Annotated in this window: 19 protein-coding genes; 12 read left to right on the top strand and 7 right to left on the bottom strand. The window is 33.5% G+C overall.

Annotation, left to right across the window (positions count from 1 at the left end; all coding sequences use genetic code 11):
• Positions 1-43 precede the first annotated feature (43 nt).
• The 3 genes from ASE40_RS02675 to ASE40_RS02665 form a co-directional block, all read right to left on the bottom strand.
• On the bottom strand, positions 44-1,039 hold the full coding sequence (locus tag ASE40_RS02675) for an NAD(P)H-dependent glycerol-3-phosphate dehydrogenase (RefSeq protein ID WP_057115255.1): 996 nt from the start codon (positions 1,037-1,039) through the stop codon (positions 44-46).
• A gap of 508 nt (positions 1,040-1,547) precedes the next feature.
• The gene (locus tag ASE40_RS02670; RefSeq protein WP_057115254.1) at positions 1,548-2,705 is read right to left on the bottom strand and encodes an iron-containing alcohol dehydrogenase; all 1,158 of its coding nucleotides are present in this window, start codon (positions 2,703-2,705) and stop codon (positions 1,548-1,550) included.
• A gap of 170 nt (positions 2,706-2,875) precedes the next feature.
• Entirely contained in the window at positions 2,876-3,637 is a 762-nt protein-coding gene (locus tag ASE40_RS02665) for a type 1 glutamine amidotransferase domain-containing protein (protein WP_057115253.1), read from the bottom strand.
• 85 nt (positions 3,638-3,722) lie between these two features.
• On the opposite strand from ASE40_RS02665, the gene ASE40_RS02660 reads away from it, so the two are divergent.
• The 11 genes from ASE40_RS02660 (at position 3,723) to ASE40_RS02610 (ending at position 12,374) form a co-directional block, all read left to right on the top strand.
• Positions 3,723-4,628, top strand: coding sequence for a LysR family transcriptional regulator (locus tag ASE40_RS02660; protein ID WP_057115252.1), 906 nt, complete (start codon positions 3,723-3,725; stop codon positions 4,626-4,628).
• A gap of 77 nt (positions 4,629-4,705) precedes the next feature.
• Positions 4,706-5,062 (top strand): PKD domain-containing protein, encoded by a 357-nt coding sequence (locus ASE40_RS02655; protein ID WP_057115251.1) that lies wholly within the window; start codon positions 4,706-4,708, stop codon positions 5,060-5,062.
• 110 nt (positions 5,063-5,172) lie between these two features.
• Entirely contained in the window at positions 5,173-5,865 is a 693-nt protein-coding gene (locus tag ASE40_RS02650) for an NUDIX hydrolase (protein WP_057115250.1), read from the top strand.
• Between the two features lie 74 nt (positions 5,866-5,939).
• Positions 5,940-6,773, top strand: coding sequence for a ribose-phosphate diphosphokinase (gene prs, locus ASE40_RS02645; protein WP_057115249.1), 834 nt, complete (start codon positions 5,940-5,942; stop codon positions 6,771-6,773).
• 172 nt (positions 6,774-6,945) lie between these two features.
• A complete protein-coding gene (locus ASE40_RS02640; RefSeq protein WP_057115248.1) occupies positions 6,946-7,278 on the top strand; it encodes a hypothetical protein in 333 nt (110 codons plus the stop codon).
• A gap of 2 nt (positions 7,279-7,280) precedes the next feature.
• On the top strand, positions 7,281-8,150 hold the full coding sequence (locus ASE40_RS02635) for a hypothetical protein (RefSeq protein ID WP_057115247.1): 870 nt from the start codon (positions 7,281-7,283) through the stop codon (positions 8,148-8,150).
• A 39-nt stretch (positions 8,151-8,189) separates the two neighbouring features.
• Positions 8,190-9,272 carry an adenylosuccinate synthetase gene (locus ASE40_RS02630; protein ID WP_057115246.1) on the top strand — a complete coding sequence of 361 codons (1,083 nt, stop codon included), beginning with the start codon at positions 8,190-8,192 and terminating at the stop codon, positions 9,270-9,272.
• 8 nt (positions 9,273-9,280) lie between these two features.
• Entirely contained in the window at positions 9,281-9,808 is a 528-nt protein-coding gene (locus tag ASE40_RS02625; RefSeq protein ID WP_057115245.1) for an NADAR family protein, read from the top strand.
• A 7-nt stretch (positions 9,809-9,815) separates the two neighbouring features.
• On the top strand, positions 9,816-10,334 hold the full coding sequence (locus ASE40_RS02620; protein WP_057115969.1) for an O-acetyl-ADP-ribose deacetylase: 519 nt from the start codon (positions 9,816-9,818) through the stop codon (positions 10,332-10,334).
• Positions 10,327-10,869 (top strand): RNA 2'-phosphotransferase, encoded by a 543-nt coding sequence (locus tag ASE40_RS02615; RefSeq protein ID WP_057115244.1) that lies wholly within the window; start codon positions 10,327-10,329, stop codon positions 10,867-10,869. The genes ASE40_RS02620 and ASE40_RS02615 overlap by 8 nt, the downstream gene beginning before the upstream one ends.
• A gap of 35 nt (positions 10,870-10,904) precedes the next feature.
• Positions 10,905-12,374 carry a nicotinate phosphoribosyltransferase gene (locus tag ASE40_RS02610; RefSeq protein ID WP_057115243.1) on the top strand — a complete coding sequence of 490 codons (1,470 nt, stop codon included), beginning with the start codon at positions 10,905-10,907 and terminating at the stop codon, positions 12,372-12,374.
• 291 nt (positions 12,375-12,665) lie between these two features.
• Here ASE40_RS02610 and nadD read toward each other — a convergent pair whose 3' ends face one another.
• The 4 genes from nadD to ASE40_RS02590 all read right to left on the bottom strand — a co-directional run bounded on the left by nadD (position 12,666) and on the right by ASE40_RS02590 (position 15,325).
• Positions 12,666-13,247: a nicotinate (nicotinamide) nucleotide adenylyltransferase gene (gene nadD / locus ASE40_RS02605; RefSeq protein ID WP_057115242.1), complete on the bottom strand. Its 582-nt coding sequence runs from the start codon at positions 13,245-13,247 to the stop codon at positions 12,666-12,668.
• A gap of 110 nt (positions 13,248-13,357) precedes the next feature.
• Entirely contained in the window at positions 13,358-13,930 is a 573-nt protein-coding gene (gmk, locus tag ASE40_RS02600; RefSeq protein WP_057115241.1) for a guanylate kinase, read from the bottom strand.
• Between the two features lie 93 nt (positions 13,931-14,023).
• Complete coding sequence (locus ASE40_RS02595) at positions 14,024-14,884, bottom strand: YicC/YloC family endoribonuclease (RefSeq protein ID WP_057115240.1); 861 nt, start codon at positions 14,882-14,884, stop codon at positions 14,024-14,026.
• 93 nt (positions 14,885-14,977) lie between these two features.
• Positions 14,978-15,325: an arsenate reductase family protein gene (locus tag ASE40_RS02590; RefSeq protein WP_057115239.1), complete on the bottom strand. Its 348-nt coding sequence runs from the start codon at positions 15,323-15,325 to the stop codon at positions 14,978-14,980.
• 79 nt (positions 15,326-15,404) lie between these two features.
• Here ASE40_RS02590 and ASE40_RS02585 point away from each other — a divergent pair, with 79 nt between their 5' ends.
• Positions 15,405-15,860 (top strand): DinB family protein, encoded by a 456-nt coding sequence (locus ASE40_RS02585; protein ID WP_057115238.1) that lies wholly within the window; start codon positions 15,405-15,407, stop codon positions 15,858-15,860.
• Positions 15,861-15,862: the final 2 nt, after the last annotated feature.

The following is a 15,862-nucleotide window of genomic DNA, read 5'->3' as shown; positions in this document are numbered from 1 at the left end:
TTTTTTCTCTTGCTTCTTTATTCTTGCTTCTATTTTCTAAAATTTAATCCAAAGATTCCGTTAATTTCTTGAAAACCGTTTTTGCATCTTTTCCTTCGTACAGAACAGCGTAAACAGCGTCGATAATTGGTGTTTTTGCTCCGTAGCCTTGATTTAGTTTATAAGCACTTTTTGTTGCGTAATAACCTTCGGCAACCATGCTCATTTCCATCATGGCACTTTTTACAGTATATCCTTTTCCAATCATATTTCCGAACATTCTGTTTCTAGAGAAAACAGAATAACCTGTAACTAATAAATCGCCTAAATAGGCAGAGTCATTAATGTTACGTTTCATTTTATGTACTTTACGGATGAATTTTTTCATTTCACGGATTCCGTTACTCATCATTACCGATTGGAAATTGTCTCCATATCCTAAACCGTGAGCGATTCCGGCAGCAATTGCGTAAATATTTTTTAGCATTGCCGCATATTCAGTACCAATAATATCATCTGAAATTTTGGCTTTAATATAATTTCCTGAAAGTGATTTTGCAACAATGCAAGCTTTTTCTGGATCTCCGCAGGCAATTGTTAAGTACGAAAGTCTTTCTAAAGCAACTTCTTCTGCGTGGCAAGGACCAGTGATAACTCCAATATTATAATAAGGAATATCATATTGGATATGGAAATGCTCACCTACAATTAAACTCGTTTCTGGAACAATTCCTTTAATAGCTGAAAAAATAATTTTATCTGCTAAAGAAACAGTCATATTTTTTAATTCCGCATCTAAAAAAGCAGATGGAATGGCAAAAATGATATAATCTGCGTATTCAATTGCTTCATTTATGTTATTGGTCAATTTAAGCTTATTGGTGTCAAATTCAACAGAACTTAAATAATTTGGATTGTGTTTGTATTTCTGAATATGTTCGATCGCAGAATCATTACGCATGTACCACGCAATTTCTGAAAGATTAACGCATAACATTTTTGCAATTGCCGTTGCCCAGCTTCCTCCTCCAATTACTGCAAATTTTAATTTTTCGCTCATTATTTTAATAATTTAAAACAAAAGTACTTAATAATGTGCTAATAAAGCAAAGACTGATTTAAGAAATTTATCAAATGATTCTTCTGTACATTTTGAGATAACATTAAAAGAGTTGAATTTCAGGATATATTTCGTCTCTTAAAATTAAAATTCCTCTAAAAATATTTTTTTAAAGTAAATTCTTTCAATTTAAATGTATGGTTAAAGAAAATAAAAAAGGTAAATAATCGAAAAGCCTGAATATAAAGGGAATTAGTATTGTGAATCTAATTTAAATGAAAAAATATTTTTAACCTACACAATAAAATATGAAAAGGCACGTTGTAAGTTTTTATAAATTAGAATTTTAATGAATTTAAAAAGAATTGAGTTAGTTAGTTTTGTTTTAGTATTTTAAAAAGGCGTTCCTAAACTTGTTAAGAACGCCTTTTTTAATGAAATTCCAATAAAAAAATCCAAATTCCAAAGTAGATTGGAATTTGGATTTTTTTTAAATTAGGATTTATCTTTAATAAGAAAGCTCTACAATCGATTTTACTTTATCTAAAGTTACCAATTGGTTTTCGCCTAAGCCTTTCCAGCCTCTTTCGTCAAAACGATTTACGATAAAATCTGCAGTATTGGAATAATCTTGTGTGTATTGAGAAAGTTTGGTATCCATTCCCATTGTATGGAAAAACTCAACTGTTTTGTTAATTGCTTCTTTTGCCACTTCTTCATCAGAACCAGAAAGATTAAAAATACGTCTTCCGTATTGGGCTAATTTTCCTTTTTTAGTTTCAAACATTACATTGTACAAACTTGGACCGATAATCGCCAATGTTCTCGCATGGTCAATTCCGTAAAGTGCTGTTAATTCGTGGCCAATCATGTGAGTTGCCCAATCGCTTGGAACACCTTTTTGAATCAACCCGTTTAAAGCCATTGTACAGCTCCACATAAAATTAGAAGCTAAAGTATAATCTGTTGGATTTTCGACAACTCCTGGCCCAACTTCAATTAAAGTCTGTAGAATTCCCTCTGCAATTCTGTCTTGTAGAAAACCTTCGTGTGGATAAGTTAAATATTGCTCCATTACGTGGGTATAAGCGTCTACAACTCCGTTCTGAATTTGTCTTTTTGGTAAAGATGCAATTACATTTGGATCGCAAATTGAGAATACTGGAAATAAAGCACTTCCTCCAGAAGCTAGTTTTTCTTGAGTGGCTTCAATCGTTACCACGTATCCAGAATTCATTTCGCTTCCTGTTGCTGGGAGAGTCAAAACAGTCCCAAAAGGCATAGCATTTTCTTTAATTAGAATACGTTTTTGCAGAATATCAATCGGGTTTCCTTCAAAATTAACTGCTGCTGAAATAAACTTTACACCGTCAATAACAGATCCTCCACCTACGGCCAAGATAAAGTCAATTTTTTCAGCTTTGATAACATCAACCGCTTTCATCAAAGTTTCAAAATGCGGATTTGGCTCTATGCCGCCAAATTCAACAATTTCAAAACCTTTTAAGTTAGCGATTACTTGATCGTAAATTCCGTTTTTAAAAATACTTCCGCCGCCGTATGCCAAAAGAATTTTAGCATCTTTTGGAACTAATGTCGAAAGTTTCGCAATTTGTCCTTTCCCGAAGATTAAATTCGTCGGATTATATAATTCAAAGTTGAGCATTTTTTTAAGGTTCTAAGTTGCTAAGGTTCTGAGGTTATAAGGTTTTCCTTTTTAGGCTTAGCAGCATGTTATTTAATTTTTTTAACATTCTGGTTTGCAAAGATTCTGAGCTGCTAAGCCCCAAAGTTTGTAAAACCTTAGCATCTTAGCACCTCAGAATCTCAGAACCTTTATTTCAATTCTTGTAATAATTTTCCAGCTACTAGTTTAGACGATGCAGGATTTTGACCTGTAATCAAAAGTCCGTCTGCAACTGCATAAGGCTGCCAGTTTTCACCTTTAGAAAATTTAGCACCATTTTGTGTTAAAGCATCCTCCAATAAAAACGGAACCACTTTTGTCAAACCAACCGCTTCTTCTTCTGTATTGGTAAAACCAGTTACTTTTTTACCTTTTACCAAGTATTCACCTTTTACTTTTACGTTTTTCAAAACCGCAGGAGCGTGACAAACAAAAGCTACTGGTTTATTATTCGTATAAAAAGCTTCGATTAAAGCGATAGAGTTTTTGTCTTCAACTAAATCCCAAAGCGGACCGTGTCCTCCAGGGTAGAAAACAGCATCGTAATCTTTTTGGTTAACGGTTGAAAGTTTTAAAGTATTTTTTAATTTTTCCTGTAAAGTTTTATCAGCGTCAAAACGTTTCGTGTCTTCAGTTGCTGATGCAGGATCTGCACTTTTCGGGTCAATTGGCGGCTGTCCTCCAAGCGGAGAAGCAATTGTAATTTCAACTCCTTGATCTAACAATTCATAGTAAGGCGCAGCAAATTCTTCTGACCAAAATCCTGTTTTTTCTCCTGTATTGCCCAGTTTATTGTTACTGGTTACAACAAATAATACTTTTTTCATACTTTTTTTATTTGATTTTTGCGCCACAGCAGAAATGCCTGTCGCTGTAAATGCAATTATTGCGAGTAAAGCTATTTTTTTCATAATATTAAATTTTAAACAAATTTACGGCTTAAGTGATATCAGTAAAAATAAAATAAACTATGTTTGTTATAAATAAATTTATGTCATGGTAAATCTAGAATGGTACAGAACATTTAAAGCAGTTTATAAAAACGGTAATTTTTCGGTAGCGGCAAAGGAGTTATTTATGAGCCAGCCTGCCGTAAGTCAGCAGATTTCGATGCTTGAAGCACATGTTGGTAATAAATTGTTTAATAGAAAATCAAAAGGCGTTGAACCAACCGAATACGCTAAGTTACTGAATAATTTGATTATAGATGCGCTAGATCGCCTCGAAAGTGTCGAAGCTGGTTTCAGGGCAAAAGCCGAAGATGCGAATAGACTGATTTCGGTTGGAATTTCAAAACATCTTTTTAATTGCGTTGGAGATCTTCTTATTTCAAAGTTTGATTTGATCGATTTTACTTTTGCAGAAAACGATGAACTTTTTGCCTTAGTAGATGCCAAAAAACTTGATTTTGCCATTACCACAAAAAGGTTTGATACATTTGATACGACTTATGAAATTGTCGGAAAAATTAAATTGATAATGGTTGCTCCGACAAATTTGGACATAACAGATTTCCGCCAGAAATTAAAAGCAGACAATTTTACCGAAATAGAACAATGGCTGAACGGGCAGAAATGGTACAGTCATGATGCTAGAATTCCGCATATAAAATTATTCTGGCTGCATGCTTTTAATAAAAAAAGACCATCAATGGTACCAAATTATATTATTCCATCAGAATCTGAAATGTTGAAGCTTCTTGCTAAAAATGATGGAGTAGCTGTAACATGGAATTGTAATGCTCGAAAATTAATAAAAGAAAATAAATTGCAATTGTTATGGAACAGTTTTCACGTTCCAGAGGAGTTTGTGTATTTATTAGCGCCCAAGAACAATAATTTGAAATCTTTTTTTGATATTATTGAGAAAGAACTGAAAATGTTCTTCGGCAATAGAATGTAGATTTTTTGTTTGCGATTCGAGGTATTCAATAAAATAATAACTTTGAGTTAATTAAACTCCTATAAATAAGATTGATTATGAGAAAAATAGCATCCATTTTAGTACTTGTTACAGTTTTGTTTATTAGTAATTCATGCAGTAAACATGACGATGAAGTAATTATTGATTGTCTAGCAGAATCTATTTACATTAAAATACATAATTCTACAGATACTAGTAACCCGAAATTAATGAATTATTCCGTTGAATATACTGGAACAGGAACGCTAAGTTCTGTAAAATGGAGCTTTGGAGATGGAACTGTTGGAACAGGAACTGCGGTTACGCATACTTATACTGCTGCTGGCGAATATACAGCAACGGCTGCGGTAACAATTAAAAAAGACGGTTCAGAATGTACTTCCAGTCCAAAACGAACGGTTACAATAAATTAGAATAAGAGATAAAAGATACTACTTATGAGCCAATTTTATAATTTAAGCTTTTGCATTAGATTATAAAATTGGCTCTCATTCGTTATATTTGTTCGATATGATTTTATAATATGAAAGAATTACAAAATATTAGAATTGCTGTAGATGCTATTGTTTTTGGTTACAAAAGCAATGGGTTGTATGTGCTTTTAATCCAGCAGCAATTTGGTTCTTCAGAAAAATACTGGGCTTTGCCAGGCGGTTTAGTTCAAGATAATGAATCTTTGAGTGATGCAGTTATTCGGGAATTGCATGAAGAAACAAATGTACAGCTAACTTTTATGGAGCAATTGTACACTTTTGGAGATGATATTAATCGAGATTCTAGAAATCGTGTTATTTCTGTTGCTTATTATGCATTGGTTGACGCTTCAAACTTAGAAATTAAAGCTAATACTGACGCCGAAAAAGTGCAATGGTTTAAAATTAATGCAATTCCGTCTTTAGCATTCGATCATAATTTAATCTTAGAAAAAGGAATTCAGAGACTAAAAGCAAAGCTGACTTACGAGCCAATTGGTTTCGATTTACTTCCTGAAGAATTCTTGTTTTCTGATCTCGAAAATCTGTATTGTACCATTTTAGAAAAAGAAATTGATCGACGAAATTTCAGAAAAAAAATACTCAGCTACGGTATTTTAGAACAAACAGAAAATTTTTCCCCCATAAAAACAGGTCGTCCTGCCAAACTTTTTAGGTTTAATAAGTTGAAATATAACGAATTAACTAAAGAAGGTTTTCACTTCGAAATAAAGTTTGCGTAATTTTTACACAAAATAAATTGTTTATTTAAAATTTAATTCTACATTTGCGTATAATTAACGCAAACTAAAAAACTATGATACTAAATCTCGACCCCAAATTCGCTCCTTTTCAAAATCAGGAAGAAATCAAATTTCAAAGTTTTACTTTCTCTGGAGGAGAACCACACATTAAAATCAATCCGGATTTCGACAGAAATCAGAAAATAACAATCACGCACCGATTAAATTCATTCAATGATTTAGGTTTATTGTGCATTACAGTTGATGCATTGCGAAGAATGGACGTAAAAATTATCGATCTCTTTATTCCGTATTTTCCAGCTGCGAGACAAGATCGTGTTATGATTCCGGGCGAACCTTTATCTGTAAAAGTATATGCTGATATTATAAATGCATTACAATTGAATAAAGTTTTTGTTTTTGATGCACATTCAGAGGTAACTCCAGCTTTGTTGAGTAATAGTACTGTAATTCCAAATTACACTTTTATCAAAGAAGTTTTGAATAGAATTGGCGAAAACGTAAAATTGATTTCTCCAGACGGTGGCGCACTTAAAAAAATCTACAAAGTCTCTGAATTTTTAGGAGGAGCTGAAGTTGTAGAATGCAGTAAAAGCCGCGACGTAAAAACTGGAAGATTATCTGGTTTCAAAGTATACGAAGATGATTTACAAGGAATAGATTGTTTAATTGTAGATGACATTTGCGACGGCGGCGGGACTTTTGTTGGTTTGGCTGAAGAATTAAAAAACAAAAATGCCGGCAAATTATACTTAGCCGTAAGCCACGGAATTTTTAATAAAGGTTTTGAAGTTTTAAACTGCTTCGATGCCATTTTTACAACCAATTCAGTAAAAGACTTTGAAGGCGAAAGCGTTCAAGTGATAAAGTTAGATCAACTAATTTGAGAAGTTTCAAGTTTCAGGTTTCAAGTTCTTGACGTAACCTGAAACCTGAAACCTGAAACAAAAAAACTAAAAAAATGCTATTAACCGTTTCAGATTTAATTTCAAAATTTCAAGTCCAGCATGCAACTTGAAACATGAAACAAAGAAAACCTGAAACAAAAACCACAAAACAATGAGCGATTTAAAACCAAGATTTATTGAATCTTTAAAAAGAAACAATGATCAGATAAGAGAAGACAGAGCCAAAACCATTGGTGAAGATTCTGAATTAATATACAGACGTCGAGTTGAAGATATTGAACTTAAAATAAAACGTTTAGAAAGAGAACAAGAAGGATTGATCGATATCAGTCCGCTGGATAAAAACAGTTTAACCTTTGCCGATTTTCAGCCAGAAGCTTTTGTGCAGAAAGATATGGAACTTTCGCTGACCATCAGAAATTTGAATATCCAGTTTGAAGTAACAAAAAAGAGATTTGAGTATTTATTTGGTAAAACATTTTAGTTATGGGAGGTACAAGATATGATTTCGGTGCTCGTGAAGACAGAGCAAAAAAAATAGGTTATGCCAGCAAATCAGCTAGTGAGATATTTACACAGAATGCGTTACGAATGGCTCATGAATCTATGAACCCAAACGGAGTGATTTTTAGAGAAGCAAGAGATTCTGATGTGCATCCAAATACAGTTCCAATTATTTTAGGATTGGATGTTACAGGAAGTATGGGACATATTCCGCACGAACTGATCAAAGAAGGACTTCCAAAATTAATGGGAGGAATTATTCAGGTAGGAGTTCCGGATCCGGCACTTTTATTTTTAGGAATTGGAGATCACGAATGCGACAGATATCCGCTTCAGGTTGGACAGTTTGAATCTGGAGATGAAGAACTCGATATGTGGCTTACGAGAACTTACATTGAAGGTGGAGGCGGAGGAAACGCTGGAGAAAGTTATCTTTTAGCGTGGTATTTTGCAGCATTTCACACCAAAACCGATGCTTTCGAAAAAAGAGGTCAAAAGGGATTGCTATTTACTGTTGGAGATGAACCAGGTTTGAAAACACTTCCAGCGTCAGCAATAAAAGAAATTATGGGTCAGGGACAACAGACTTATACACATCTTGAATTATTGGCAGAAGCCCAAAAAAGATACGATGTATACCATATAAGTGTACTGCATTCTGGACAAGCGATTAATGCCGATGTAGAATGGAAAGAATTATTAGGTCAAAACTGTTTATCTATCGAAGATCACAGAGAAATTCCAAACGTAATTAAAAAGATTATCTGCGACAAACACAAAAGTTCTGGTTTAGGAACCATACCAGTTTCTGATGCAAATGATACAGGTTTAGATAATATCGAAATGCTTTAAAAACTCTGCGTCTTTGCGAGATTAAAAAAATAAATAAAAATGAAAACAGCGCAAATAGTTATAGGTTTAGGATTTGGTGATGAAGGAAAAGGCATAACAACAGATTTTCTGGCAAAACAAAACCCTGAATCTATAGTTATTCGCTTTTCAGGAGGACAACAAGCCGCGCATACGGTTATGATTGATGATAAAAAACACGTTCATTCTAGTTTTGCCAGCGGAGCACTTCGCGGTCTTCCATCTTATTACAGCGAACACTGTACGATTCATCCGCTTTTTTTATACAACGAAAAAGAAGAATTAAAAGAAAAAAATGCTAATCTGGATTTGTACATTCATCCTTTAGCAAAAGTCACAACTCCTTTTGATGTTTGGCACAATCGTGGAAACGTAAGAAACATAGATCACGGAACCTGCGGAAAAGGCATTGGTTCAACCATGAAAAGAAATGAAGGACCGTACAAATTATTTGCGATTGATTTGATTGCGCCGCGAGAAATGCTTTTAGAAAAATTAAATCAAATTGCCTATTACTACGGTTTTTTAAATGAACCCGACATCGATCAGGAAGTTCAGGCATATCTCGAAGCAATTGATAAAATAAAATGGAATATTGTTGATTACAGTTTCCTTTCAAAATATAATAATTTAATTTTTGAAGGAAGCCAGGGAATTCTTCTCGACATGGATCATGGCGTTTTCCCGAATGTTACGTATGCTAATACGACTTCAAAAAATGCTATTGAAATCTGTAATAAACTAAATATTGATGAAGTAAACATTTTTTACGTAACCAGAAGTTATACCACAAGACACGGTCACGGCTGGATGCCTAATGAAGGAGAAATACAATTAAAAAACAACGAAGAAGAAACTTGTGTTTTCAACGAATATCAAAAACATCTCAGATTTGGGAACCTTGATTATAATTTGCTGAATTATGCTTTAAAATTAGATGCTGCTTATAGTCCAATGGCAAAAAGAAATTTGGTTGTAACCTGCATGGATCAGTTAGAAAAGGAACATGAATTTGAAAACCTGACAACAGATTTCGAAACCATTTACGGTTCATTTTCACCTGATTCAAAAGATTTTAAAGAGATCACTTCTTTGTTTCAATAATAGAAAAAATGAAATATGATATAGAAAATATAATTCCCGAAAGTAAGTTTTTATTTTTCTGGGGACATCAGCCGACTAAAGACGGGAAGATTACTAAAACCTGCTTCAGTCAGTGGTGGTTAAGTTCTTTTGAAGTTGAAAACGTAACCTACAAAACAGCCGAACATTGGATGATGGCAAAAAAAGCAGAATTATTTAATGATGATAAGGTTTTGATGAAAATCCTTATGGCCAAATCTCCTGCTGAAGCCAAAAAGCTTGGAAGAGAAGTAAAGAATTATAATGAAACTCTTTGGTTGGCGGCCAGATACGAAATTGTAAAAGAAGGAAATTACCATAAGTTTAGCCAAAATCCTGATTTGAAAACATTTTTACTAAACACAAAAAACAGAGTAATAGTTGAGGCCAGTCCGGTCGACGCAATTTGGGGAATTGGTATGGCAGGTGATGACAAAGATGTTTTAAATCCGGAGAAATGGAAAGGTTTAAATCTTTTAGGATTTGCTTTGATGGAAGTTAGAGACGAATTGAAATAAGATTATGATGAAAATAGAACTTCTAAAAGCAGACATAACAGAAATAAATGTTGATGCTATTGTAAATGCAGCAAATACATCTCTTTTTGGCGGAGGAGGAGTTGATGGAGCAATTCATAGAAAAGGTGGCAAAGTAATTTTGGAGGAATGTATTCAGATTCGCAATAGACAAGGCGGCTGTAAAACGGGTGAAGCTGTAATAACAAATGCGGGTAATTTACCTTCTAAGTTTGTTATTCATACAGTTGGTCCAGTTTGGAATGGCGATAAGGAGGAAAAATCAAAATTGTTAGCGGATTGTTATGAAAATAGTTTAAACCTAGCGGTTGAAAATGGAATAAAAATAATTGCTTTTCCTAATATTAGTACTGGAATTTATCATTTTCCGAAAGATAAAGCGGCAGAAATTGCAATAAAGACAGTAAAGGATTTCGATAAATCATCACAAATAGATAAAGTAATTTTTGTTTGTTTTGATGATGAAAATTATGAAATCTATAAAGAAATATTAGAAAATCATGAATGAAAAAGAAACAAAAAGCATCAGCAAATTTCTGAGTTTGGTACTTAGACATTCGCCAGAAACCATCGGATTAAAATTAGATGAAAACGGTTGGGCAGATGTCAACGAATTAATAGAAAAATGTACTAAAAAAGGAAACCGTCTCGACGCTGAACTTTTAGATTACGTAGTAGAAAATAACGATAAAAAGCGTTTTGCATTTAATGAAGACAAAACGAAAATCAGAGCAAGTCAGGGACATTCTATTTCAGTTGACTTGAATTTAACAGAAACAGAACCTTCAGAGTATTTATACCACGGAACGGTTGGGAAGTTTATAGAAAGTATTCAGAAAGAAGGTTTAAAGAAAATGAGCCGTCAGCATGTACACCTTTCAAAAGACAAAGAAACAGCTATAAAAGTAGGAAGCAGAAGAGGAGTGGCTCAAATTTTGAGCATAAGAAGCGGTCAAATGCACAGAGATGGATTTAAATTTTATTTATCTGAAAATAATGTTTGGCTTACTGATGAAGTTCCCACAAAATATATCGATTTTTGATGTCATTATAATTAATTAAATTAACTAAAAAATATATGAACCCACTATTATTAACAGATGGTTACAAAGTTGACCACAGAAGACAGTACCCAGATGGAACAACATTAGTATATTCTAACTGGACACCACGAAAATCCAGAATTGAAGGTCTTGATGAGGTTGTGTTTTTCGGATTGCAGTATTTCATCAAAAAATATATTATTCATGACTTTGAAGAGTATTTCTTCAAAAAATCAAAAGAAGAAGTAGTTCAAAAATACGCACGCAGAATCAATAATTATTTGGGCGAAAACCAAGTTGGTACAAAACATATTGAAGATTTACACGACCTAGGATATATTCCGATGGTGTTTAAAGCTTTGCCAGAAGGAGCAAGTGTTCCTTTGAGAGTGCCAATGTTTACGATGTACAATACAATTCCAGAGTTTTTCTGGTTGACCAATTATTTCGAAACATTACTTTCTGCAGTGGTTTGGCTTCCTTGTAATTCAGCGACAATTGCAAAAGAATACAGAAAGGTTCTAGATAAATATGCAGCAGAAACTTCTTCTGTGCCAGAATTTGTAGATTGGCAGGCACATGATTTCTCAATGCGAGGAATGGGCGGAATAGAAGCGGCAATAACATCAGCAGCTGGACATTTATTAAATTTCACAGGTTCTGATACGATTCCAGTAATCGATTTTCTCGAAGAATATTATAATGCCAATTCAGATTTAGAACTTGTAGCAGGTTCAGTTGCCGCAACAGAACATTCTGTAATGTGCATGGGAACTACAGAAGGCGAGTATGAAACATTTAAAAGATTAATTACAGAAGTATATCCAAAAGGAATCGTTTCTATCGTTTCTGATACTTGGGATTTATGGAAAGTTTTAACCGATTATCTTCCAAGATTAAAAGAAGAAATTGTTTCAAGAGAAGGTAAAGTCGTAATTCGTCCTGACAGCGGTGATCCAGTGGATATTATTTGCGGAAATCCGAATGGAAGAACAGAACAAGAGAAAAAAGGCGTTATCGAATTGCTTTGGGATGTTTTTGGAGGAACTACAAATGACAAAGGCTTTAAAGAATTAGTTCCGCAAATTGGAGCAATTTATGGTGATAGCATTACAGTGGCAAGAGCGACTCAAATCTGCGAAAGATTAAAAGCAAAAGGTTTTGCTTCTACCAATGTAGTTTTAGGAATCGGATCTTTTACTTACCAATATAATACCAGAGATACTTTCGGATTTGCCATGAAAGCAACTTACGGAGAAGTAAATGGTGAGGGAAGAGCCATCTTCAAAGATCCAATTACAGATGACGGAACTAAAAAATCTGCCAAAGGATTAATGAAAATTGATTTAATCGATGGCAAGTATCATCTAACAGATAATGTTTCTTGGGAAGAAGAAAAACAAGGTGAATTGAAAGAGGTTTTCAGAGATGGAAAACTTTTGGTAGATCAATCGCTAAGCGAGATTAGAAGCCGAGTTAAAAGTGAAGTTAATGTTGAAGCATAATAATAAGCAAAAGCCTGAACGTAAGTTCAGGTTTTTTTGTGTAATTAATTTTATCAAAAACAATATTTTATATTCCGTAGGAATATCTCGTCGGTAGAAAAAAATAGTATCATTTTGCGTTGTGTGCTATAGGGACACTTGTGTCTATGGAAATGCCACACCTCATTAATCAAACGTTCCTACGGAACGTATCATCGTAATCCAAATTTAATTCTACCGATGATACATTCCTACGGAATGATTTTTTAAAATAAAAAACCTCCAGTTAAAACTGAAGGCAATTCAAGTTGTTTATTTTTTATAAAAATTATTATGGTCAATATATTCCCAAACTTTCGGTGGTAATAACGGCTGAATATTTTTACCTTCTTTTATGCTGTTTCGAATAAAAGTCGAAGAAATCTCTACAATTGGCGCATCGATTACATGAATTTTTGGATGCGATTTTAGTTCCGTATTCTCAGGTTCATCTGAAATACGCGGATAAACATAAATATCATGGTTTTCGAGAATCACTTCATAGTTTTTCCACTTATGAAGCGTTTTCAAATTATCTTCGCCCATTATCAAAGAGAATTCATGATTGGGATATTTCTCTTGTAAATGAGCTAAAGTAATTACCGTATAATTCGGCTGAGGTAACTTGAACTCAATATCTGATGGTTTAATTTTCGGATAATCTTCTGTTGCGAGATAAACCATTTGCAAACGATGATGATCATCTAGAAGAGTCGCTTTCTTTTTTAACGGATTATGAGGTGTAACCACCATCCAAATCTGATCTAAATCTGCAAACTCAGCCATGTGATTGGCAATGATCAAATGACCAACATGAATTGGATTATACGTTCCGAAGTAAAGGCCTATTTTCATTTTATAGAGTTTCACAAAGATTCGCTAAGATAGCACAAAGATTCGCAAAGTTTAAAATAATACTTTTGCGAATCTCTGTGTTTTTCTTTGTGTATCTATGCGGAATAAAATTATTTATTTACAAAATCTTTTACCAATTGATACGCTTCTTCCTTCGCTGTATCTAAATCGTAGTTTTTGATAATAGTATCAAATTGAGGAGCTGTAGCTAATTCTACCGAAGCTTTTGCAATTCGCATATTGATTTTGTCTTCACTCTCAGTAGAACGTTCTTTTAGTCGGCGTTTAAGTTCGTCAACACTTGGAGGTTTTACAAAAACGGCTAAAGTCTGGTCTGGAAATTTATGTTTAATGCGAAGACCGCCTGCAACATCAATATCAAAAATTACATTTTTTCCCATTGCCCAAATTCTTTCGATTTCAGCTTTTAAAGTTCCGTAGAAATTATCACGGTATACTTCTTCCCATTCTAGGAACTCTTCGGCTTTGATGTGTTTTTTGAATTGTTCTAACGAAATAAAATAATAATCTTTTCCGTGTTCTTCTTCTCCGCGTGGGTCGCGTGAAGCCGCTGAGATCGAAAATTCTAAGTTTAAATCTTCTTTCCCTAGTAAATGTTTTACTATAGTTGTTTTTCCTGATCCAGACGGTGCTGAAAAAACAATTAATTTTCCTTTGTTCATTAGTTTATGCTTTAGGCTTTAAGCAATATGCTTTAAGCTTTAATGTTGTGCGGTATTCTGTGCCTATAGCTTATTGCTTAAAGCTTATAGCTTTTATAAAACGTTTAAAACCTGTTCTTTAATTTTTTCCAGCTCATCTTTCATCATCACAACCAATTTCTGCATTTGAGCATGATTTGATTTAGAACCCATTGTATTGATCTCGCGACCCATTTCTTGAGTGATAAAACCAAGTTTACGGCCGTTAGCTTCAGTCCCTTTTATAGTTTCTAAAAAATAATCTAAGTGATTGGTTAAGCGCACTTTTTCTTCTGTAATGTCTAATTTCTCCAGATAATAGATTAATTCCTGCTCAAAACGGTTTTCATCAACATTAACCTGTAATTCAGAAATTGCAGTTTGTAAACGATCTTTAATAGCTTGTACACGTTCTGGATCTAATGCCAAAGCATCGTTCATGTACTGACGAATATTTCCAATTCGTAAATTGAATTCTTTTTCCAGAGATTCTCCTTCGTCTTTACGGAAATTTAGAATATTTTGAAGTGCTTCATCAATAATTACCTGAATCTGCTCCCAGTCGTTTTCATCGATTTCTTCGCGTTCTGTTTTTAATGTGTCTGGCATACGAACAGCCATTTTCATTAATTCAGTTTCATCAGCATCAGGATTAACTTCTTTTAACTGTGCAATATAATTTTTTACGACAGGAACATTTACTTTAGTCGAAGTTTGTTCTGCAGTGCTTTCAATGTAAATCGCAAAATCAATTTTTCCCCTTTCCAATTTTGTTGAGATTTGTGTTCGTAAGCCTAATTCCATTTCACGGTAAAGCGATGGCATTCTTACATTTAAATCTAAACCTTTGCTATTTAAGGATTTTACTTCAACGGTAATTTTTTTTGTAGGCAATTGCAAAGAAGCTTTGCCAAACCCTGTCATAGATTGTATCATATAATTGAGTATAAAGGCGCAAAGATAAATAAAAGTTTGCTGGTTTGTGTTGTAAATTGTTAATCAGTTTCGTACATCAAACTTTTAAGATTCTTACGACAATGCTTTTATAACTTCTGCAATATTTTTTTGGCTGTTGCCAATGTAAATTTTGCCGTCAATTATAAAAACCGGACGACTTAAGAAAGTATAGTGTTCTAAAATATATTTTTTAAAATCAGCTTCAGACAAAGATTTGTTCTTTAAATCCATCGATTTATACAATTGCGCTTTTTTGCTGAATAAGGCCTCATAACTTCCAGAAAGTTTATACATTTCTTCAAGTTCAGCTTCAGTAATCGGATTCTGTCTGATATCTTGAAAAACCAAATTGTTTTCTGGTAAACTTTTAATGATTTTTCTGCACGTGTCGCAAGATGCCAAATAGTATATTTTGTTCATGACCTTTGAATTTTATTAGAATACAAAGAAAATTCATTTGAAACTTAAAATTGTCTAATTTTAGAAAAAAAATAATAATATGAGTTCCGTTTTTGAAACACAGAAAACTATAAGAGAAATTCTTTTAAAAATTTTAGAAAGCCATTCTTTAGAGCAATTAAACAAAATTCCGCAAAGTTTTAGTAATAATATAATCTGGAATGTGGCACATTGCGTAGCGGCACAACAGACATTAGTTTATAAACTATCAGGACTTCCAGCGATGGTTTCGGAAGATTTTATTTTAAAATATCGTAAAGGGACAAAACCGGAAGGAGACGTTTCTCAAGAGGAAGTTGATGAAATTAAATCAGTTCTTTTGAGCACATTTGAAAAAACAAAAAATGATTTTGAAAGTGGACTTTTTGTTGATTATAATGAATATACAACCAGCATGGGATTTACTCTTAGAAATGTTCAAGATGCATTAGATTTCAATAATTATCACGAAGGAATTCATACTGGAATTGTAATGAGTATTCGAAAATTTGTATAAAT

The organism is Flavobacterium sp. Root935 (genome assembly GCF_001429295.1).
Taxonomy (GTDB): Bacteria; Bacteroidota; Bacteroidia; order Flavobacteriales; family Flavobacteriaceae; genus Flavobacterium.
The sequence above is the reverse complement of the archived record's forward strand: the minus strand, read 5'-3'. Positions and strand labels throughout refer to the sequence as shown.